The 20,127-nt window shown below is 41.0% G+C and carries 15 protein-coding genes and 3 pseudogenes; 15 read left to right on the top strand and 3 right to left on the bottom strand.

Features of this window, described 5'->3' with window-relative positions:
- The first annotated feature begins 47 nt into the window (after positions 1-47).
- Positions 48-1,046, top strand: coding sequence for a UDP-glucose 4-epimerase GalE (gene galE, locus HMPREF2893_RS08365; protein ID WP_070675716.1), 999 nt, complete (start codon positions 48-50; stop codon positions 1,044-1,046).
- 127 nt (positions 1,047-1,173) lie between these two features.
- Entirely contained in the window at positions 1,174-1,758 is a 585-nt protein-coding gene (locus HMPREF2893_RS08360; protein WP_003007820.1) for a DUF1307 domain-containing protein, read from the top strand.
- A gap of 572 nt (positions 1,759-2,330) precedes the next feature.
- Here HMPREF2893_RS08360 and HMPREF2893_RS08355 read toward each other — a convergent pair.
- Entirely contained in the window at positions 2,331-3,848 is a 1,518-nt protein-coding gene (locus HMPREF2893_RS08355) for an ATP-binding cassette domain-containing protein (protein ID WP_070675714.1), read from the bottom strand.
- A 248-nt stretch (positions 3,849-4,096) separates the two neighbouring features.
- Between HMPREF2893_RS08355 and HMPREF2893_RS11125 the strand changes: the two are divergent.
- The 8 genes and pseudogenes from HMPREF2893_RS11125 to HMPREF2893_RS08320 all read left to right on the top strand — a co-directional run.
- Positions 4,097-5,353: pseudogene (locus HMPREF2893_RS11125) on the top strand (hypothetical protein); the annotation flags it as partial.
- 2 nt (positions 5,354-5,355) lie between these two features.
- The gene (locus HMPREF2893_RS08345; protein WP_003007814.1) at positions 5,356-5,589 is read left to right on the top strand and encodes an Imm74 family immunity protein; all 234 of its coding nucleotides are present in this window, start codon (positions 5,356-5,358) and stop codon (positions 5,587-5,589) included.
- A 302-nt stretch (positions 5,590-5,891) separates the two neighbouring features.
- On the top strand, positions 5,892-6,239 hold the full coding sequence (locus tag HMPREF2893_RS08340; protein ID WP_003007812.1) for a barstar family protein: 348 nt from the start codon (positions 5,892-5,894) through the stop codon (positions 6,237-6,239).
- 153 nt (positions 6,240-6,392) lie between these two features.
- Complete coding sequence (locus HMPREF2893_RS11220; RefSeq protein ID WP_053092684.1) at positions 6,393-7,061, top strand: hypothetical protein; 669 nt, start codon at positions 6,393-6,395, stop codon at positions 7,059-7,061.
- Positions 7,062-7,072: 11 nt separating this feature from the next.
- The gene (locus HMPREF2893_RS08330; protein ID WP_070675712.1) at positions 7,073-7,381 is read left to right on the top strand and encodes a hypothetical protein; all 309 of its coding nucleotides are present in this window, start codon (positions 7,073-7,075) and stop codon (positions 7,379-7,381) included.
- Positions 7,382-7,555, top strand: a complete 174-nt coding sequence (locus HMPREF2893_RS11095) for a hypothetical protein (RefSeq protein ID WP_158000719.1) — start codon at positions 7,382-7,384, stop codon at positions 7,553-7,555.
- The gene (locus HMPREF2893_RS08325) at positions 7,552-7,761 is read left to right on the top strand and encodes a hypothetical protein (protein WP_070675710.1); all 210 of its coding nucleotides are present in this window, start codon (positions 7,552-7,554) and stop codon (positions 7,759-7,761) included. Before HMPREF2893_RS11095 ends, HMPREF2893_RS08325 begins: the two co-directional genes overlap by 4 nt.
- Positions 7,762-7,767: 6 nt before the next feature.
- Positions 7,768-8,164, top strand: a pseudogene (locus HMPREF2893_RS08320) (transposase); the annotation flags it as partial.
- A gap of 120 nt (positions 8,165-8,284) precedes the next feature.
- On the opposite strand, the gene gshAB reads toward HMPREF2893_RS08320, so the two are convergent.
- Positions 8,285-10,549 carry a bifunctional glutamate--cysteine ligase GshA/glutathione synthetase GshB gene (gene gshAB / locus HMPREF2893_RS08315; protein WP_070675708.1) on the bottom strand — a complete coding sequence of 755 codons (2,265 nt, stop codon included), beginning with the start codon at positions 10,547-10,549 and terminating at the stop codon, positions 8,285-8,287.
- A 334-nt stretch (positions 10,550-10,883) separates the two neighbouring features.
- On the opposite strand from gshAB, the pseudogene HMPREF2893_RS08310 reads away from it, so the two are divergent.
- The 5 genes and pseudogenes from HMPREF2893_RS08310 to trxA form a co-directional block, all read left to right on the top strand.
- Positions 10,884-11,138, top strand: a pseudogene (locus HMPREF2893_RS08310) (IS3 family transposase); the annotation flags it as partial.
- 541 nt (positions 11,139-11,679) lie between these two features.
- Positions 11,680-12,717, top strand: a complete 1,038-nt coding sequence (locus tag HMPREF2893_RS08305; protein ID WP_070675706.1) for a M42 family metallopeptidase — start codon at positions 11,680-11,682, stop codon at positions 12,715-12,717.
- 124 nt (positions 12,718-12,841) lie between these two features.
- The gene (locus tag HMPREF2893_RS08300; protein ID WP_070675703.1) at positions 12,842-14,827 is read left to right on the top strand and encodes a peptide ABC transporter substrate-binding protein; all 1,986 of its coding nucleotides are present in this window, start codon (positions 12,842-12,844) and stop codon (positions 14,825-14,827) included.
- A gap of 119 nt (positions 14,828-14,946) precedes the next feature.
- Positions 14,947-17,976, top strand: a complete 3,030-nt coding sequence (locus tag HMPREF2893_RS08295) for a CocE/NonD family hydrolase (RefSeq protein WP_070675701.1) — start codon at positions 14,947-14,949, stop codon at positions 17,974-17,976.
- A gap of 97 nt (positions 17,977-18,073) precedes the next feature.
- A complete protein-coding gene (gene trxA, locus HMPREF2893_RS08290) occupies positions 18,074-18,388 on the top strand; it encodes a thioredoxin (protein ID WP_003002728.1) in 315 nt (104 codons plus the stop codon).
- A 188-nt stretch (positions 18,389-18,576) separates the two neighbouring features.
- Here the strand turns inward: trxA and HMPREF2893_RS08285 are convergent, their stop codons facing one another.
- Positions 18,577-20,058 (bottom strand): alpha-amylase, encoded by a 1,482-nt coding sequence (locus HMPREF2893_RS08285; RefSeq protein ID WP_083312248.1) that lies wholly within the window; start codon positions 20,056-20,058, stop codon positions 18,577-18,579.
- Positions 20,059-20,127 lie beyond the last annotated feature (69 nt).

The raw sequence follows: 20,127 nt of genomic DNA, 5'->3' as shown, positions 1-20,127 counted from the left end.
GAAATTTGGTACAATAAGATAGAAGATAAGAAGCGAAAGGAAAACAAATGGCAATACTCGTACTCGGAGGAGCTGGTTACATCGGTTCCCACATGGTGGACCGTTTGGTCAATGAAGGACAGGAAAAAGTCGTCGTGGTCGATAGTCTGGTCACAGGCCACCGTGCAGCGGTGCATCCAGATGCCGTCTTTTACCAAGGAGACCTGGCGGACAAAGACTTTATGCGCACTGTGTTTAAAGAACACGCAGATATCGATGCGGTCATCCACTTTGCGGCCTATTCACTGGTCGCTGAGTCCATGGCAGATCCATTAAAATATTTTGACAACAATACAGCAGGCATGGTCAAACTCTTGGAAGTCATGCATGAATGTGGGGGGCACTACATCGTCTTTTCTTCAACTGCTGCCACTTACGGCATTCCAGAAGAAATTCCGATTCTTGAAACCACTCCACAAAAACCAATCAATCCATACGGGGAAAGCAAGCTCATGATGGAAACCATTATGCGCTGGGCTGATCAAGCCTACGGGATCAAGTATGTGCCCCTTCGTTACTTTAATGTAGCAGGTGCTAAGCCAGATGGATCCATCGGAGAAGACCATGGACCAGAGACCCATCTCCTGCCAATCGTCTTGCAAGTGGCCCAAGGCAAACGCGAGAAGATCTCTATTTTTGGAGATGACTACCAGACACCAGATGGCACCAATGTTCGGGACTACGTCCATCCATTTGACTTGGCAGATGCCCATCTTTTAGCAGTGGAATATCTCCGAAATGGCAACCCATCCACTGCCTTTAATCTGGGCTCATCGACAGGATTCTCCAATCTTCAAATCGTTGAAGCAGCCCGCAAGGTGACAGGACATCCGATCCCACTTGAGCTGGCCGATCGCAGACCAGGAGATCCAGATACCCTGATCGCATCCTCTGAGAAGGCGCGTGCCATCCTCGGTTGGCAACCTAAATTTGACAATATCGAAACCATTATCCAAACAGCCTGGGCTTGGCATTCCAGCCACCCAGATGGCTACAATGATCGATAAGGAGGGACTGCGGACATCATTTTTGAGACTTTTCTAATAACATTTAAAATGACAGTTGATCTTGCTAAATGACTCGTTTCAAACGTCAGTCATTTCCTTAACCATCATAAAAAGTGAGGTATTCAAAATGAATAAAACCACAAAAATGTTAGCCGTCTTCTTGACAGCAGGTCTTCTTTTAGCTGGTTGCGCACAAAAAGAGAGTACAAAATCTACTAGTCCATCGTCTACTAAGGCGACAAGTAAAGCAACAAGCAAATCATCCGCTAAAGAAAAGACAAAAGAGTCATCAACTGATGAAAGCAAAAAAGAAGATGCACTAGCAGGTGCACAAAAAACCGTTCTCGAAACGAGTGATGAAGCAGGTAAGTCAACTATCACCTTGTATTACAAGGGAGATACCTTGTTATTACAAGAAAAAGTTGATGATTACGACGTCTCAAAAGTGCCTGGTGAGAACCCTCTTGAAACCATGAAAGAAGCCGTGGCTAAGAGCCAAGAAAAATTCAAAGATCTGATGGGCCATGGATTTGAACTAACATCAGAATACAAAGACGGAATCTTTTATATCCGCAATACCATTGATTACACAAAAATCGATTTTAATAAATTAAAAGAAATCGTCCCAGGCTTTAATCCCCTAGATGACAAAACAGTCAGTTATTCAGTAACGAAAGACAGTCTTATCAAGGGCGGAATGGTCGAAAAATAAACAAAATGGAGAGCAGCTCAGTTTGTTGCTCTCTTTTTGTTTTCGTATGAATTCATGGGCATATTTTGTAGAATAGGATTTAAGGAAAAGAGTATTTAAATGAGTGATATCTTTTTAGAGAGTGCAAATCATGATTTGCATTTGTATGAATAAAATCTTTAGTTGAGTGATTACAGTTAAGAAGTCCACTGACGAGTAGGAAGTATTGAGAAGATCAATCCAGTTTACTTATGCACTGATCAAACGATTCATCCCTTTTGAAATTAAAGATGTAATAGAAGGGGTTGGAAGAAATACAATTAAATATAAAAAAGAGACTGGGACAAAAGTCCTAGCCTCTCAATTATTTTTAGGTTGTCGAGCAAGACGCAGTGGTTGAGTGGGCTCTACTACGCTGATTTCATCAGCTTTTACAGCCCTACTCAACTGTGCAGAGGTGGGACGACGAAATCGAATTCTAACGAATTACCGATTTCTGTCCCACTCTCTTTTTGAGGTTAAGATGACCTCAATCTATCTGTGCCTGATGATGTATTGATCATGGTAAAACAAATCTTCGTGAGAAAGCAAGTCTACTCATTTTTTTGAATGATTAGTTCTCCAGATCTAATTTCCCAGACTTGGTCAAAGTTCTTCAGTGCTTCATTCTGTCGGTGTAAAGTAATGATGACAGCACACGGTAAGTCTAGTACTTTTTTCAATTCTGCCTCGAACTGATGAGCATCCAAGGCTGAAAAAGGTTCATCCATAATAACTAATGGACTCTGGCGGTTTTTTTCTCGATTGAGGTACATACGTTGTTGTTGACCACCTGACAGGGATTGAGGAGGTGTTGCTTCAAATTCCTCATCCTTAAACTCTGCGGGGAAAGTATTGAATAGCGTAACATTATTTTCATAACTAGAGATGAAGCTATGCTCTTGTTGCAAGATCAGGCCAAATCTCCCCCAAAGCTGATTTAGGGGAAGATCGTTCAGCAAGATCTCGCCTTGGAAATCCTCATCCGTACCATTTAAAATATTGAGTAGGCTACTCTTGCCTGATCCGTTTTCTCCTATGAGGGCAATCTTATCTCCTTTGTGAATGGTGGCAAAAGAAATCTTCAATGTTGATTCCCCAAGTTGTTTAGAAAGATTCTTCAATGTGATCGTTTCAAAGGAAGGCTGTGGTGACTGAATTGAAGATGGATGCTTAACAATAGTTTGAAAGCTTTTAATTACAGGTTTTACCGACTCCAACATTTGCAGATCGTAAAGGATTTCTTGAATTGGTTCTGAGAAGGCTGTAATATAACCAAAACTTGCAACCACCTCAGGGATACCAATTTGATGATGAGATAGAGAGTAAGCTAGATAGGAAAAGAGAATAAGGCTAATGAATTCAAAAGAAATACCCGTCAAGAGAATACCTGTAATTTTAGTCAAACCATACCCAAGATACTTATCCTGCAAGTTTTTGAGAGAACTTCTTTGTTGCTCTATAAAATGAGGTAGAGTAAGTTTGTTAACTAGGTGATGTCCTCGGAATAGATCCTCCAAGGTCCGATAATAATCACCTTGCTTTTCAAGATAGGTTTGTCTACGCTTCGCAGTCAATCGACCAACGATCTTTGGAATTTGAATACTGATGGCTGTTGAAATCAGTAGGATCAGTGCCACTATAGGATTGATCGTTCTGGTAATAATGATGGTATAAATCAAAATTCGTAGAATCTGCTTAAAAAAACTCATCAGTGGAGGTAGATAATCTTTTTCCAGTGAATCAAGATCATTAGATTGATAAGAAATGTATTCTGCGACTGTTTTCTGCTTGAAATCATAGTGGGCAAGTCCTAAAAGAGATTGAAACCAATCGTTCTTTAGATTTGTCGAAAAGAGAATGGCCTGTTTCCAGTCAAGTCGCATTTGGATGTAGTTGCAAGTCAGGTAACCTATAACTGCGATGCAATAACCTGACAAAGCTATTTGATAGTGGCCACGAATTAACTCTTGTGTAAAGTATGGAAGAAGAGCCGTACAAATATTGGACAGGCCACTAAAGAGAAAATTAAAGAAAAGATACCAGCGCAAAGGCTTAAGGTATTGAAACATAGACGAAACTCCTTGATAAAGCTATAACATAAAACTGATAATGACATAACAGCCCAGTTACATTAATGAGCAAATAGGGGCATTAGTTAGAAACTTTCATTTTTGTAAAATATAACTAAATTATAGCATATGATGAAGTCAGTTTATTAATTTAGAAGAAGTTTGTCCATGTATTTCTCAAAAAAATTTGATATTAGGATGATTCTGTAGGCGTGTTAATTTAAACAAAAGAACTGCTAGCGACAGGAGATGCTGCTAGTGGAACCTACTTGCCTCCAAGTAGTGGAGTGGATCTATCTTGAAAGCAAACAGTCTCTTTAGGGTGGCAAAAACGTCAAGCAAACCTAAACAAAGTGAAGAATCCGAAGGTTGAAACATTAGAAGACAAACTCTCAAAAATGTCACGTGCAGAACTGGAGGAAGAGTATGGAGACGTGATTCAAGCCTATAAAAGATTTACGACTATGGGGCAGGGTGATGTGGTTCTCTCCAAGTGGGATATGAATGATCTCAAATTGTTATGGAAGAGATATAATGAAGTTAAGAATGATCATTTAGGATTATTACCTTCAGAATTAGCCAAGGTGGACCCAAAATTTAAGAAACGTATCGATGCAATGGATCAAGAAGCGTTAGAAGAGGCCTACCCAGAACTTAAAACATTGATCTCCATGGCTCATGTGAATCCATATGCACAACTATTTAAATCTGAAACAGAGCGAGCTAATTATCATTACCTACTAGACCGTTATTTCTTTTTAGATAGTCAAAAAATGCTCAGTTGGCGAGATCCTGCTTTTCAAACTAAATATGATTATTATATAATTGAAGAAGGTATTGATCCTTTTACAGGTAAACCTGCTACACAGGAAGAAATCAATAGTGCAAAAAATATCAAGAAGGTGAGAGGTTTTACTGATAGCCTCCAACTAGCAAGTACCTTGTATACCTCTTATGTTGGATATAATCAGTACTACAATAAACCCTACACATCTTTCTCGGATGTATATAGTAAGGTAAAAGGGAAAATTCCTGTCTTCAATAGGAAACCAGTAATTCCTGTCTTTTCAAATAGATATTCAAAAATAGATTTTACTCAAACTGACTTTGATGTTGAGTTAATAAGAGGTAGATTGAAAACTGATCCAGATACGGCTTTTTTCTGGTCAGGACGAACAGATGGCATTGGAGGAATGGATGTTGCGAAAAAAATAGCAAAAAATAAAGGAGGAGTTACATTAGAATCTACGATTGATGATACGAACATTGTAATGCCTGAATGGGATTTTAATACTCCTTCAAGTGTAACAGCTTGGGAGGAAGCTTCGAATGTTTACGCAGAGCAAGTATCTGGTGAAATAAGAGCTGTAGTTGGTAGCGAACTACGACCAGGAAATATTTGGGAAAACATCGAACTACCAAGATTGAAGGCCAATCCAAATGTTACTAAGGTTACAACAATAGATCCTAAAACAGGGGTAGAAAAAATTATATTCGAGAGGTAGAAATGAAAATTACAGGAACAAGATCAACAATTACTTTTGATTTAGAGAATGGTTTCCTCTTAAAAGCACAAGGAGAATTGCTGATCAATAAAAAATTTGTTGTTTATAAAGATAGTATGACACAATGGGAGCCTCCTCATGAGAATCTTCCGATAACTCAAAGAGAAATAGAAAATATTATTAATACAGCTAAAAAAATGGAGAGCAATCAAACTATTCAATTAGACTTTGTATAATTATATTGTATTCTAAGAGAAATAAATCTCTATACAGGTGGTCAGGTTGTCTATCATGGGACCAAACTCCTAGGTGGAAGCGAAGAAGATGTTCAAACCGCAAACTTTATCGGGAACATCGTAGGAGGTTATGTGGCCTCCTCAGCAACCAGCAAGTTTAGTTTGAATCAACCTATTTTTTCAAATCGATATTCAAAAATAGATTTTACTCAAAACAGAAGACCATTATAAAACATTTTAAAAAAATAGAATAGAGGTTTGAAATCCTGAAAAATAGAATTCATTACATTACGAAACTTGAAATGCAAGATCGATTGCCTTTCAGTGGCTTTGTAGCAAATTTTGATGGGAAGCAGATCCAAAACAAAGAAGAACTATTTCGTTTTCTTGAAAAAAATGTCGGACTTCCTGATGCCAATAATTGGTCATCTATTACAGATTGGCTGACAGACTTATCATGGATAAAAGCTGAAGAATACAACTTTATTCTTGAAAATTATGATAGCTTCTTAAAAGATGACTTATCATCTAAAGACTTATTTTTAGAAATTTTGGAAGAAGATATTCTTCCTTGGTGGGAATGCGATGTTGAAAAGCATGTTGTTGGCAGTAAGGTCAAGAGTTTTCAAGTTTACATAGTAGAAAATTAAAAATAGGACAAAGTTTTAAGGAGCTACCTTAAGGTAACCACTTATGTTGGATATAATCAGTACTACAATAAACCCTACACAACTTTCTCGGATGGATATAGTAAGGTAAAAGGGAAGATTCCTGTCTTCAATAGGAATCCAGTAATTCCTGAGGTGAACCTTAAGGTAGATATCAATGGTAAAACTATAACAGAAACCACAAAACCTTATGATCGCGAACATATTTTACGAAATATAGAAGAAAGCAGGCTTGCGAGGGAGAATTCAGGGTTTAAAGACTTTTCAACCACGAGGCTTCAGCCGGTAGTCAAGCCTCAGCCTGCACCTAAGAATTTAGATGTTGAGGGACCAGTAGTAAATAATATTCAATCTAAATATCCCGATTTGCAAACTTATGAATATAATTCATATACAAATCCTGGTCCACTAAATGATTTAAGAGGTCAGCCTAATGTTAATTTTTATGGGGGACGGTATGATGTTGAAGTTTTGAAGTCTCCTAAAATATTATATCGAGCTGGCGACCAAAGCAATCCGCTAGGGCAATGGTTTACAGAATCAGCCCCACATTCTGAGATAGAAGTTAGAATAAATACGGCAGTAAAACCAATTTGGACAGATCGTTCAGGAAACTACACTGGCAGCTCTCCTTTAAATACAGTTTACGAAATAAAAATACCAGCTGGCACAACAATATACAGAGGACCTGTTGCGAGTCAAGGAGGCATCTATCAAGGTGGTTTGGAATATGAACAAATTTTTATTGAAACTCCGTGGAAAATAGAAGGTGTAGAGGTTATTAGCTCAAAACCATTAAATTAGTGAGGAAAGAAATGAAACGAAAAGAATTATTAGATAATATCAAATTAATATTACCACTATTAAATCAATACAATGATGGGACAATTCATGTACAAATTTCATTTTTACAAGGATTAGAATGTGCATTGGAAAATGGTGACTCACTCCCTACAATAAGAGAAATTAAAGATATCCTTTATCCTCCAAGAGGAGGTCTATCAGACTTTTTTGTTTGGAAGAATGATTATTTGGAACGACTAAAAATTAATGAAGAAATTGAAGCCTACAATAATAGATTATGGGAGCTTTTAAATCAAATAGAAAACTTGGAATCATGGTAAATGCATCAAATTTTAAAATTAGAAGCATTTCATCAATCTCATACAAGAATTCCAAGCGAAAATGAAGCATCTGCTTTTGAAGATTTTTGGAAACCAGGAGGACAAACCTTCCCAGGAAATATGCCAGAAGGCATCATGAAAGATATTAGTACCCAAAGAGGAGAACATACATGAAATATAGTAAACTAGGCTGGGAAGAAGTTAGTAAGTTTGAGGAAATAAAAGGTTATGGACAACATATTTGGCGACATCATGAGAAATATTTTTTTGTTACTGATGAAGGAGGAATAGCTGAACAGAGGATAGTCTATGAATTACCATTAGAACTATTTCAATCACCCTACCAAGTTTTTCTGAGTTACTTGAAAAGTCTAACTTAATTTGACAATTTAGGCAATAAAGAAATCCTAGACAAGCTTTTGAGCTATTCAGAAGACTTGAAATACCACTATAATCTCTATCAGCAATCTCTATCAGCTCTTGCTTTTTCACCTTCAGAATAAGGAACCAGAGAAATTTTTTGGACTCATTGAAGACAATATAAAGAAGGTTCATTCTCTTTTTCAGACTGTCTTTAAAACATTTCTAAAGGACAAAGGGAAAATCATCAATGACCTTCAGTTATCCTATTCCAACGCAAAATTGGAAGCGACTAATAATCTCATCAAACTTATCAAACGCAATGCCTTTGGTTTTCGGAACTTTGAAAACTTCAAGAAGCGAATTTTCATCGCTCTGAATATCAAAAAAGAAAGGACGAAATTTGTCCTTTCTCGAGCTTAGCTTTTCTTCAACCCACTAAAGTTGACAAAAAGCCGTAGATTTTAGGTATTTACCTTGTCTACTTAAGAGGTATCATATCATCGAGATAAAGGTGATTTGTTTGTTCCTAAGAATTAGGTTTTAGGTTTGACTTGTGGCAACTTCTGGAAAAAGCTTGTCTAGAATTTTTGGAGTGATAGCTTGTCCAGGACCTTCAGCACAATAGGTGTGAATATACATAGCGGGATTGAAGTTGAGCTCGATACAAGTGAAATGAGGTTTTTCCTTGCTAGCAGGCTGAGTTTTATCTGGAATGATGAGGTCAACCCCGCAAGCCCAGGCCCCCATGCTAGTTGCCATAGCTGCTGCCAATTCTTGGTAAGAGGAATCTATTGTCTCAGTGACATCAATAGAGTCACCACCCGTAGAAATGTTGGAGTTACGGCGGAGATTGACCTTTTTCCCTTCTGGGAGAATATCATCAGGTGCATAACCTTGCTGAGTCAACATCAATTGTTCGATGTCTCCTAGCTTAATGATTTCCAGAGGTGAGCGGTGGTCACGGCCTCGCAATGGATTGGCATTTTTCTGAGCGACTAATTCACAAATGGTGTGTTTGCCATCACCGACAACATTAGCAGCGACACGAAGGAGGACAGACTCACAACGCCCGTCCAGAATGAAGAAACGGTATTCGGTTCCTGGGATAAATTCTTCAACAAGAACAGCTGTATCTTCTTCAAAGGCAATCTCGAGAGCTTTCTTATAGTTATCAAGGCTGGCAGGCTCTTGGAAAATGGAAATGCCCAGACCGAAGTTGGTTGATTTTGGTTTAACCACAATTTGCTTGCCCTTGATAAGAGGATAGTAGGCTAGACCTTGTTCTAGACTGGTAAATTCGTCGCCGGCAGGGACAGGGAAGCCAGCATCAGCCAGGATTTTTTTGGTCACGGTTTTATTAGCCATGGCAAGAGGAACTACATAGTTGTCTTTTGAGGTCATGTTACCATTTTTGACGTACTCAACATGATCTTTATGCCAGAGTTTAAGGAATTGATCCTGCTCATCTAGGATTTCAAAATGAAGCCCTTTTTGAATGGCATCAAAGAGCAGCATCTGGGTAGAAAGTTCCATCTCCTCATAACCCTTAAGGGCATAGTGGGCAGTCCAGTCGTAATCATGATAGGCAAGCGCCTTGTCAAGGGCAAAGTCAGAAAGGGACTTGTCTTTGATATGAGGAAGAAGTTGAGCAGCTAGTGTCTGACTGGAATCTGCAAAGGCATCTTTAACTTGTTTGACCAGCCCTTGATGATAGTCACCAAGCCCAAAATGTTGCACCAGTTGGTCTAGAGCTGTCGTAATGTTCTGAGTTTCAGCTTCAGAAGGTAGAGGTTCTAAAGGATGAGAGAGGGCAATTTTTTCATTCAGCGCGTGACCTTGAGCCAGAGCCTGATCAACATTTTCAGGGGCATCCAGCCAGAGGAAGGCTAGAAGGAGTAGGTGTACGGTATCCATGGTAGTTTGGCTAATACCGATACGCTCAAAGGGGTTGAGGTCGAAGTTACGGAATTCTAGGTAGGTGATTCCCTTGTCAAGGAAGGAGCGATTAACCTTTTGTCCACGGAAACGAACAGCCGAGTAAAATTCCTTTTCCGCAATCAAATCACCTTGTTCGATATAGTTTTCGATGGCAGAGACATAGTCTTCTAGGCTTGCAAAAGATACTTGTATTTCTTCCTTATTGACATAGCCGTGGTCACTGTTACGGAAGGAACGCACAGGTTCTGGAACTTCTTGGTCGAAGAATCCTTGCTCAGCAATAGGTGCAGCCCCAAAAAGATAGGTAATCACCCAACGGTAGCGCAAGTAGTTTTGAGCCAGCTTAAGATAGAGGGCGTTTTTGAAAGCAATTATATCAATCTGGTCACTTTCTTGGAATAGGGCTTCAACCAAATCTTTCCCTAGTTCCATATTATAGTGGATACCTGAGATAGCTTGTAGTTTAGTTCCGTATTTTTCGGCCAGGTAGTTACGATAATGGCGTTCAAATTCATTTTCCAGTTGGGCAACTTGGATTTCTTGGGCGTTGATACGAGGAGGCATGGACAAGGGCCAGAGAAGTTCATCTTTACTGATGGAACGTCCAGCTACATCGGTAATGGCTCCAAGAAATCGACGAGCCTCAGTGGTAGATTTAGCAACTGGTGTGATGAGTTCCATCTGAAACTCACAAAAATCTGTTTGAATATAAGGGTGGAAACTTCGAGCTCCTAGGCAGGAAGGGTGAGGCGTATGTGCTAATTTTCCCTGTCTATCGACACGAAGACTTTCGCGTTCAATTCCAAAGTTAGCTTGAAGGATAGGGCTAGTAGGCTCCAGCTTTTGAAGCAGTTGATTTATAGTCATAGAGTCACCTTTTCATCTAATGTTAGTGATAGTCTATTATAAATAGGAGAAGAAAACAACTTTCCGCTACGGTTAAGGGAAATTTCCGAATGTTTCAGATAAGAATTCTTAAAACCAGTTGTTTTTTAGCTATATTATATGGAAAAATTGTAAAATACCCACTGATTTTTATGTAAAATGTTATTTCTCTTGGAATTTAAATCAAATTAGCCTATACTAATGACGTATATATGAGAACGAAAGAATCCCTAGGGTCGGCACTGCACCCATAAAATGAGACACAAGAAAACACTCCTGTTGAAATCTGGTAAACTAGAAACAGGAGTGTTTTGTTATGGTCAAAAAAGCATATTCGGTAGAAACTAAGTTAGCCTGTATCGAAATGAAGAAGGCAGGCAAATCAAATAAAGTTATCATGGATACCCTCAGTATCAAAAATGCTAGTCAGGCCAAGAACTGGTTGCGATGGTATCAGAATGATGAATTGTACCGTTTCCACCAACCCGTGGGGAAACAATATACTTATGGTAATGGGATGAAACAGTTATCTGAAGTGGAACAGTTACGTTTGCAGGTAGAATTACTAAAAAAGTATCAGAGCTTGATAAGAGAATCGACAAAGTAAGTCTTATCAAGCTAGTAGAAGAGTATAAGAAAACGTGCGCTGTATCTATTATTTTAGAATGTTTCGGCGTCAAACGCTCCACCTTTATCGCTGGAAACAGGAGTGTAAGAATTCTCAGAAAAGAGGCGAAATAGCAGATAATGGCTGTATCGAATGGTTTCACTCTGTTCTCAAGTCTGAAACCTTCTATCTCCATAAGTGGAGAAACATAACTGAAGATAGTCTAACAGATATTGTCAAAAATTACATCATATTTTATCCTGATAATTATGTTTCACCATTGAAATAGCCTGCGTGGAACTTGTTTAGACACCGTTAGTTGTGGACAAGTTTCTTTAGGTGCACTAGATGAATCTCTCCCAAAATGTGTTGAAAATATAAATAGAACTCTGGCTTTCTCCTAATGCAAGTACGGGAAGAGTTGAAAAACGCTAACCTGTAACCTCTCCTCTAGCTATTCCACCTATTTCATGCTAGAATAAAGAAAAACACATTTGGAGGCATTATGAATCAGACAGTGACTTATTTGCAGGAATTGACAGCTATTCCTTCACCGACCGGATTTACACGTGAAATCGCGGACTATTTGGTCAAAACCATTGAAGGCTTTGGCTATGAAGTAACTCGGACTGCTAAGGGCGGCGTGAATGTGACCGTGCCTGGTGTGATCACAGACAAGCAACGCTACGTCACAGCCCATGTGGATACCTTGGGGGCTATTGTCCGAGCGGTGAAAGCAGATGGCCGTCTCAAGCTAGACCGTATCGGTGGTTTCCCTTGGAATATGATTGAAGGGGAAAACTGTACGGTCCATGTAGCCAATACAGGAAAGACCCATTCTGGGACGATTTTGGTGCATCAGACTTCTTGCCACGTCTACAAGGATGCTGGAACTGTCGAGCGGACCCAGGACAATATGGAAGTCCGTCTGGATGAAAAAGTGACCAATGAAAAAGAAACCCGTGCCCTTGGCATTGAAGTGGGTGATTTTGTCAGCTTTGATCCACGGACCATTGTGACAGATACCGGCTTTATTAAATCTCGTCACTTAGATGACAAGGTGAGTGCGGCGATTCTCTTGAATCTTCTGCGCGTCTACAAGGAAGAACAGATCCAATTGCCAGTAACGACCACCTTTGCCTTTTCAGTCTTTGAAGAAGTGGGGCATGGGGCTAATTCTAGTATTCCAGCTGAAGTGGTCGAATACTTGGCAGTGGATATGGGGGCTATGGGAGATGACCAAGCGACGGATGAATACACGGTATCCATCTGTGTCAAAGACGCTTCAGGACCATATCACTACGAATTCCGTCAGCATTTGGTAGCCTTGGCAAAAGCCCAAGAAATCCCTTATAAGTTGGATATCTATCCTTTCTATGGATCAGATGCCTCTGCAGCCATGAGCGCAGGAGCAGAAGTGAAACACGCTCTTCTCGGGGCAGGGATCGAATCTAGCCACTCATATGAGCGGACCCACTTGGATTCTGTAGTCGCAACTGAGCGCATGGTCGATGCTTACCTCAAGAGCGACTTAGTAGAGTAAAAAATGGAACTACTCTCCGGAGTAGTTCTTTTCTTAAACTAAAATTTTCTGAAAATTCCTTTTCTTCTGAAAATCTTTGTGGTATAATCTTAAAATAAACTTAAAATTTCTTAAGGAGTTTTACATGAAAAAAAGAAATGTCATTGCACTTGCGGGAGTTGCCCTCCTTTCAGCAGGTATCCTAGCAGCTTGTTCGGGTGGTTCTAAATCATCTAGCTCAAGCAACGGTCAAAAATTCTCATATGTCTATGAGACGGAACCTGAAAACTTGAACTATATCACATCTGGTAAAGCAGCAACCCACGATATCACTGGAAACTTGATTGATGGTTTGTTTGAAAATGATAAATACGGGAACTTGATTCCATCTCTTGCAAAAGACTGGACAGTTTCCCAAGATGGCTTGACTTATACTTATAAACTTCGTGACGATGCTAAATGGTATGATTCAGAAGGCGAAGAGTATGCGGATGTAACAGCTAAAGATTTCGTTACAGGGATCAAATATGCGGCTGATAACAAATCAGAAATGCTCTACATCATCCAAGATTCTATCAAAGGCTTGAATGACTACGTCAGTGGTAAAAATAAAGATTTCTCAGCTGTAGGAGTAAAAGCAGTTGATGATCATACCCTTCAAATCACTTTGAACCAACCAGAATCTTACTGGAACTCTAAATTGACACTTGGAATCACTTTCCCTGTCAACGAAAAATTCGTGAAATCAAAAGGGGATAAATTCGCCCAAGCAAGTGATACTAGCTCCCTTCTTTACAATGGTCCTTACATCTTGAAGAGCTTTACTTCTAAATCTTCTATCGAAATGACCAAGAATGAAAACTACTGGGATAAAGACAAGGTCTACATCTCAGATGTGAAATTGGAATTCTACGATGGACAAGACCAAAGTAAATTGGCCAAATCATTCGGTGAAAATGCTCTTAGCTTGGCAAAACTCTTCCCAACTGGATCTGGTTACTCAGAGCAAGCCAAAGAATTCAAAGACGAAATCACCTACACTCCTCAAGATGCCGCTTCTTATGTTATTGGTACCAACATCGACCGTCAATCTTACAAACACACTGCTAAGAAGACCGATGAGGAAAAACAATCTACTAAGAAAGCCCTCTTGAACAAGGACTTCCGTCAAGCGATCAGCTTTGCCTTCAATCGTGAAGCTTATGCTGCTCAATTCAACGGAAAAGACGGAGCAAGCAAGATCATCCGTAACCTCTACATTCCACCAACATTTGTCCAAGCTGATGGCAAGACCTTCGGTGAAATGGTGAAAACACAATTGGATACCTATGGAGATGAGTGGAAATCTACTAAACTAGATGATGGTCAAAACGGTCTCTTCGATGCGAAGAAAGCGAAGGAAGAGTTTGCAAAAGCGAAGACTGCCTTGGAAGCAGATGGTGTGAAATTCCCAATTCACATCGATATGCCTGTGGACCAAACCACTCCATCAAGAGTTCAACGGGTACAATCCTTCAAACAATCAGTTGAAGAAGCGCTTGGTAAAGAAAATGTCGTCATCGATATCCAAATGCTTTCGAAAGAAGACCTTCAAAATGTGACCCTCTTTGCGCCAAATGCGGCTGGCGAAGACTGGGATCTCTCTGATAATGTTGGATGGAGCCCTGACTACCAAGACCCATCAACTTACATGGATATCTTGAAAGCTTCATCTGGTGAAAATACTAAGACTTTCCTTGGATTTGACCCAAGTGAAAACAATGAAGCAGCTAAAAAAGTTGGTCTGTACGACTTTGAAAAGATGATCAAAGATGCTGGTGCAGAAACACAAGACGTCAACAAACGCTATGAAAAATATGCGGCTGCGCAAGCTTGGTTGACTGATAGCGCCCTTGTTATGCCAACTTCTTCATCAACTGGACGTCCATTCTTGACACGTATCGAACCATTCTCAGCTCCATTTGCATGGACTGGTGGTAAAGGAAAAGACCACGTGATCTACAAAGGAATGAAACTCCAAGATAAAGCTGTGACAACTGCTGACTACAACAAAGCCCTTGAAAAATGGCAAAAAGAACAAGCAGAGTCAAATAAAAAAGCACAAGAAGATCTTAAGAAACACGTTAAATAAGGATCGATAACCGAGGCTGATGCCTCGGTTTTTTTGTGGATCAGATGAATATCTGTTTGATATTAAAACGCTTACATAGTATAATGGGAGTGTTGATTACAAAAAGTGAGGAGACTGACATGAAAAAGAAAACAATGGTTTCCATTGTCGCATCGAGCTTACTGATCGCGCCAATGGTTTTGCATCAAGTAGCAGCAGCAGATGAACAGACAGAAGAGTTAGCTCCATCGACAGAAGTGGTCCATGCTCCATCTACTGAAGTAACACCGACAGCACGTGACACAAGCACTGTCACAAGTGAAGAAGCCGCAAGTTCAAATGAGGCATCACTGGATCGGACGGCAGTTGCAAATCAAGTAGCCCCTGCTACAGAAGAACACACAAGACAGAGTGAGCCTACGGTCCCAGTAGCAAGTCCAGCAGCAACAAACAGGGAAGCTGGGCCTCAATCTGCTCCTCCTTCAGAAGCTCCGGCAACAAGTCAGGATTTGGCAAAGGTCACAGGTAGCACCCTTGCAGCGGATCAGGCCTCTAAAGAGTTGACGGTCCAAGATGCTGTTAATGGCTTGCTTCAATGGGCAGCAACAGATCCTAGCCAATTGGGCCAAAGCCAAGCAGATCGCGAACGCTTTGCCAAGAGTTTAGGCTTGATTGAAAAATCAGAAGATCTGACTCGTAAGGTTAGTCAGCCAGAATTGGCCAAGATGTATGAAACAGCTAAGAAACTCTACGATGCCTACCGGGCTGAAAAGAAAAGTCCGCTCTTTTTAAATGGTCGTGCCCAGCCGATTTTCCCTTATACGACGGGAGAAAAATCAGACCAAGACTACAAATATGAAGACAGCCAAATTGTACGCTTCCCAGTCTATGTCGAAACGGACTACGATACCGATGCAGATGGCAAGCCTGACTTAGTCAAAGCCATTGTTCAATTACCAAAAGCCGTAGCGCAAGGTGATTTTAAGGCAGCAACTATTCTGGAAGCGCGTCCTTACGTAGCGGGGACGCTCGATGAAAACTATGTGACTCTTGAAAGTTTGGGGCTTCCAACAGACGGTAGCTACGATATGAAGAAACTGCACAGTCAACCTGGAAAGAGACAGCCAGTAAGCAGTGCAACAACAGTAGAAGCAGCGAAAAAAGCCAAGGCATCGGATTGGTATTACTACAGTCCCTACGAGTATATCTATGACTACGAAGATCTCAACTGGTACGACTATTTCTTGGTCAGAGGCTATGCCTTTATCTCCAGTGCTGGACTTGGTACCAAGGGATCAGAAGGATTTAACACGACGGGATCCGATCTCGAAATCAATGCCTTTAAGAATATCATCGAATGGGTTAATGGCAAACGCAAGGCCTACACCGATAAGACTAGCAATGTTGAAATCAAGGCAGACTGGGCAAGTGGCAATGTCGCTATGACCGGTCTCTCCTGGGCTGGAACCACGACCTTTGGTGTGGCGGCAACAGGCGTAGAAGGCCTAAAGACCATCGTTCCGGCAGCAGGAATTGCCTCATGGTATGATTATTTCAATAGCCAAGGTACCCAGTTTGGTAATGCACCTTATAGTGACCTTTCATGGCTCTCCCTCTACGTTAGCACACGGATGCTGGACCAAGACGACTGGGCAGGGATTTGGCAAAACTATTCTAACTACATCAACCAACTGAACAAGGACCAGTACGCCCACGATCGTAACTACAGTGATGTCTGGAAGGAGCGGGATTATACCCTTCATCCGGAAAATCTCAAGACCAGCGCCCTGATCGTCCATGGATTGAATGATGACAATGTCAAGACCAAACACTTTGAACTCATGTACGATGCCCTCAAGAAAGCAGGACAAAATGTCAAGCTCTATCTCCACCAAGGAGATCACGTCTATCCAGCGGCTATGTCACGGGGATACGGCATCACCGCCAATGGTCAGGACTTTTATGACCTGCTCAATACCTGGCTGACCCATTACCTCTATGGGGTGGACAATCACGTCGAAAGCTTGCCAGCGGTTCTAGCTCAAAACAACTATGATCCAAGCAAGTGGGCAAGCTATGATAACTGGAAGAGCAATCAACGTCTCTTCTTGAATGCAAGCTCGAAACGCCTAGAAGAAACTATTTCTAGTGATTATGCGACTGCAGGTATTGAGATCGCTAACCGTAATGAAACCGTCAGCAAAGCATCCTCTAAGGCCAATCTGACCTTCGTTTCTGATGTTACTGAGGACACTACGATCAAGGGTCACATCACCGTTCATTTCAAGGCAGCACTTGCCAAAGGTCAAGGAAAGAATTTCCAAATCAACGCTCTCTTGGTAGATGTGGCAGATGAGGATTTTGACGTGGTAGGAAATGGTAGCGTCAAGCAAGATAAAACAGCAGACGGTTTCTGGATGGGAAGCAATTTAAGCAACCTATCTGTTGCCGAATACGAAACCATCAAGACCAAGTACAAGGTGATCGCGAAAGGCTGGATCAACCTTGCGAACCCTGAGTCTGGCTACGATTCAGCAAGCTCACGAGCTAGCATCGAGCCAAAAGTTGGGGAATACCACGATTACACGGTTTATCTCCAACCAAATCTCTATACGGTTAAGAAAGGTCACAAGTTAGCTCTAGTCTTTAACACCTATGACCCGTCTGATTTAACGGTGGAGCATCCATATGAAGTGACCTTCAAGACAGATTCTATCCAGGCGGCGATTCCAATTGTTGAAAAGACCCGCGCCCAAAAGGCAGCCTATGTACCAAGTGCAACAGATACTGACTATGCGAAATTGCCAGAAATAGAAGGAACTGCTCTAGTCGCTCCAGAAGTACACTACAAGCAAGAGTATACACTGCCAAGCCCAGAATACTTTGTCCAACCAAGCCAAACTCTTCCTGAAAAAGATGAACAGATGCAAACAGGATCAGCAAGACAAGAGCAATCTCATCTTACACTAGCTGTATCTTATGGACCTCAATTTGTTTCACAAGGATTTGTAGAAGATCCTCAAGAAGTGACTCCTGCAGTAGGAGGAGAGCAGGTAGACCATACCCTTCCTCAAACAGGGAGCAAAGATCATGCTCTGGGTCTCTTAGGTATGATCAGTCTAACAGCTTCTAGCCTCATCTTTTGGCGCAAAAAGAGAGAAGATGCCTAAGGAGTCCCCGTAGCAAATATTTCTAAAATGACATCTTTTAGTGTAAAATAAAAGTAGAAATGCAGAATCAGTAGTCACTACTGAAAAAGGAGGAAATATGGCACACGTAATCACAGATGCAACTTTTGAACAAGAAACCAGCCAAGGCCTTGTCTTGATTGACTTTTGGGCAACTTGGTGCGGTCCATGCCGCATGCAAGCTCCAATCTTGGATCAGTTGGCAGAAGAAGTACATGAAGATGATTTGAAAATCTGTAAGATGGATGTAGATGAAAATCCAAATACAGCACGTCAATTCGGTATCATGTCGATCCCAACTCTTCTCTTTAAAAAAGATGGACAAGTTGTCAAACAAGTAGCTGGAGTTCATACGAAAGCGCAATTGAAAGAAATCATTGCAGAATTGAGCTAATCAGAAAACTCGTTTTCCATATTGGAAAACGAGTTTTTTGATGCTCTTTATTTCTTTTAAATAGACGCGACACCCATTGACAGCGCTTTCTTATAGTGCTAAAATGAAGCTGTATTTCCTATAAAATTTTTACAGGAAAAAATTCTCCTAGGAAGATGTAGATCCTAGGAGAACATTACATATAAAGGTTATTGGCCCTCTGTATCTTGGGCTACCCAGACGCTGACGGAGCGTTCTGCTACTGGGAATTCAGCAGTACCGTCTTCTTGAACTTGGACAGTTTCGCTACAATTTTCTAGGACATCATAGTAGGTGAGGCCTGCGTAGGATGAGCCGATCTCCATGACTTTTGTAGCAGCTTGGTTATTGGAAATCAAGCAGGCGATTGGTGCTGATTCTTCTGTACCTGAACGTGTCCAACCGATGCAATTAGGATCATCGAAATAGTCCGTTTGTTCCCCATAAGCCAGATCTTTACGAACCCATAAGAGGCGATCGAGGACCCCTTGGAAACTTTCTTGCGCAAATTGGCCCTCGATACCGTAGTAGTCTCCATAGAAGACACAAGGCAAACCAGCTTCACGAAGTAAGATCAAGGCATAGGCTGCAGGCTTAAACCATTCTTGGATCGTAGATTCCAAGGCTTGCCCTCGTTGGGTATCATGGTTGTCCACAAAGGTTACGGCCTGTTCAGGATGATTGAGCGCTAGTGTTCCGTCAAAAATAGTTCGCAGGTCGAAATTTTCACCTTCTTGACTAGCTCGGAAGAGATTTTGGTGGAGGGCCACATCGATCAAGTCGTATAAGTAGTCAATGCTTTCCAAGTACTCATCGTTGGTTTCTGTGTCCCCATTCCAAAATTCACCAAAGACGTAGAAATCTTCACCATATTTTTTGGTGATATTGTGGATGAAATTCTTCATAAAGAAGGAGTCAATGTGTTTGACTGCATCCAGACGGAAGCCCTCAACCCCTGTTGTTTCGATAAACCATTCAGCCCATTGGTCGAGATTTTCTATAACCTCGGGATGTTTGAAATCGATATCGGCGTACATGAGGTAATCGTAGTTTCCGTTTTCCTTGTCAACCAGATCTCCATGGGCCCAACCTTTGTTGTCCCCTTGGATTTGGTAGATCCCACTTTTATTACGTGAAGCATCGTAGTCCGTACCGGTGAAATGGTACCAATGCCAGTGGAAGTCATTATAGGCGCCATTTCGGCCATCAAAGGTGAATTTGGTCCATCCTTGAATGGTGAAAGGTTCGGTAAGGATCTTGTTTCGATCCATCGGATCGACCTCAACGACCTCGAATTCTTCTAAGCCATCGGCAGCAGCTTTATGGTTGAGAACGACATCGGCCATTGGTTGAATCCCTGCATCTTTGAGGGCTTGAATGGCTTGAAGATAATCATCTTTGAAGCCATATTTGGTGCGAACCGTTCCTTTTTGGTCAAACTCGCCCAAATCAAAGAGGTCATAGACTCCGTACCCAACGTCATTGTTAGAAGTAGCTTTAAAAGCAGGCGGCATCCAGACTTTACGAATACCCAAGTCTGCTAAGTGTTGCGCCTCTTCAGCAAGACGCGTCCAGTGGTTCCCATCAGCGGGCAAATACCACTCAAAATATTGCATTAAGGTTTGATTTTCCATCGTTATTTCTTCTTTCATGTGAATGTCCCTATTTTACCAAAAATAGTTGGATGCCACAAACGTTTGCGCTGGAAGCAAGCCCTTTCT

This window comes from Streptococcus sp. HMSC072C09, assembly GCF_001813105.1.
Classification (GTDB): domain Bacteria; phylum Bacillota; class Bacilli; order Lactobacillales; family Streptococcaceae; genus Streptococcus.
Note: the sequence above shows the minus strand (reverse complement) of the source record. Positions and strands in the feature narration are given on the sequence as shown.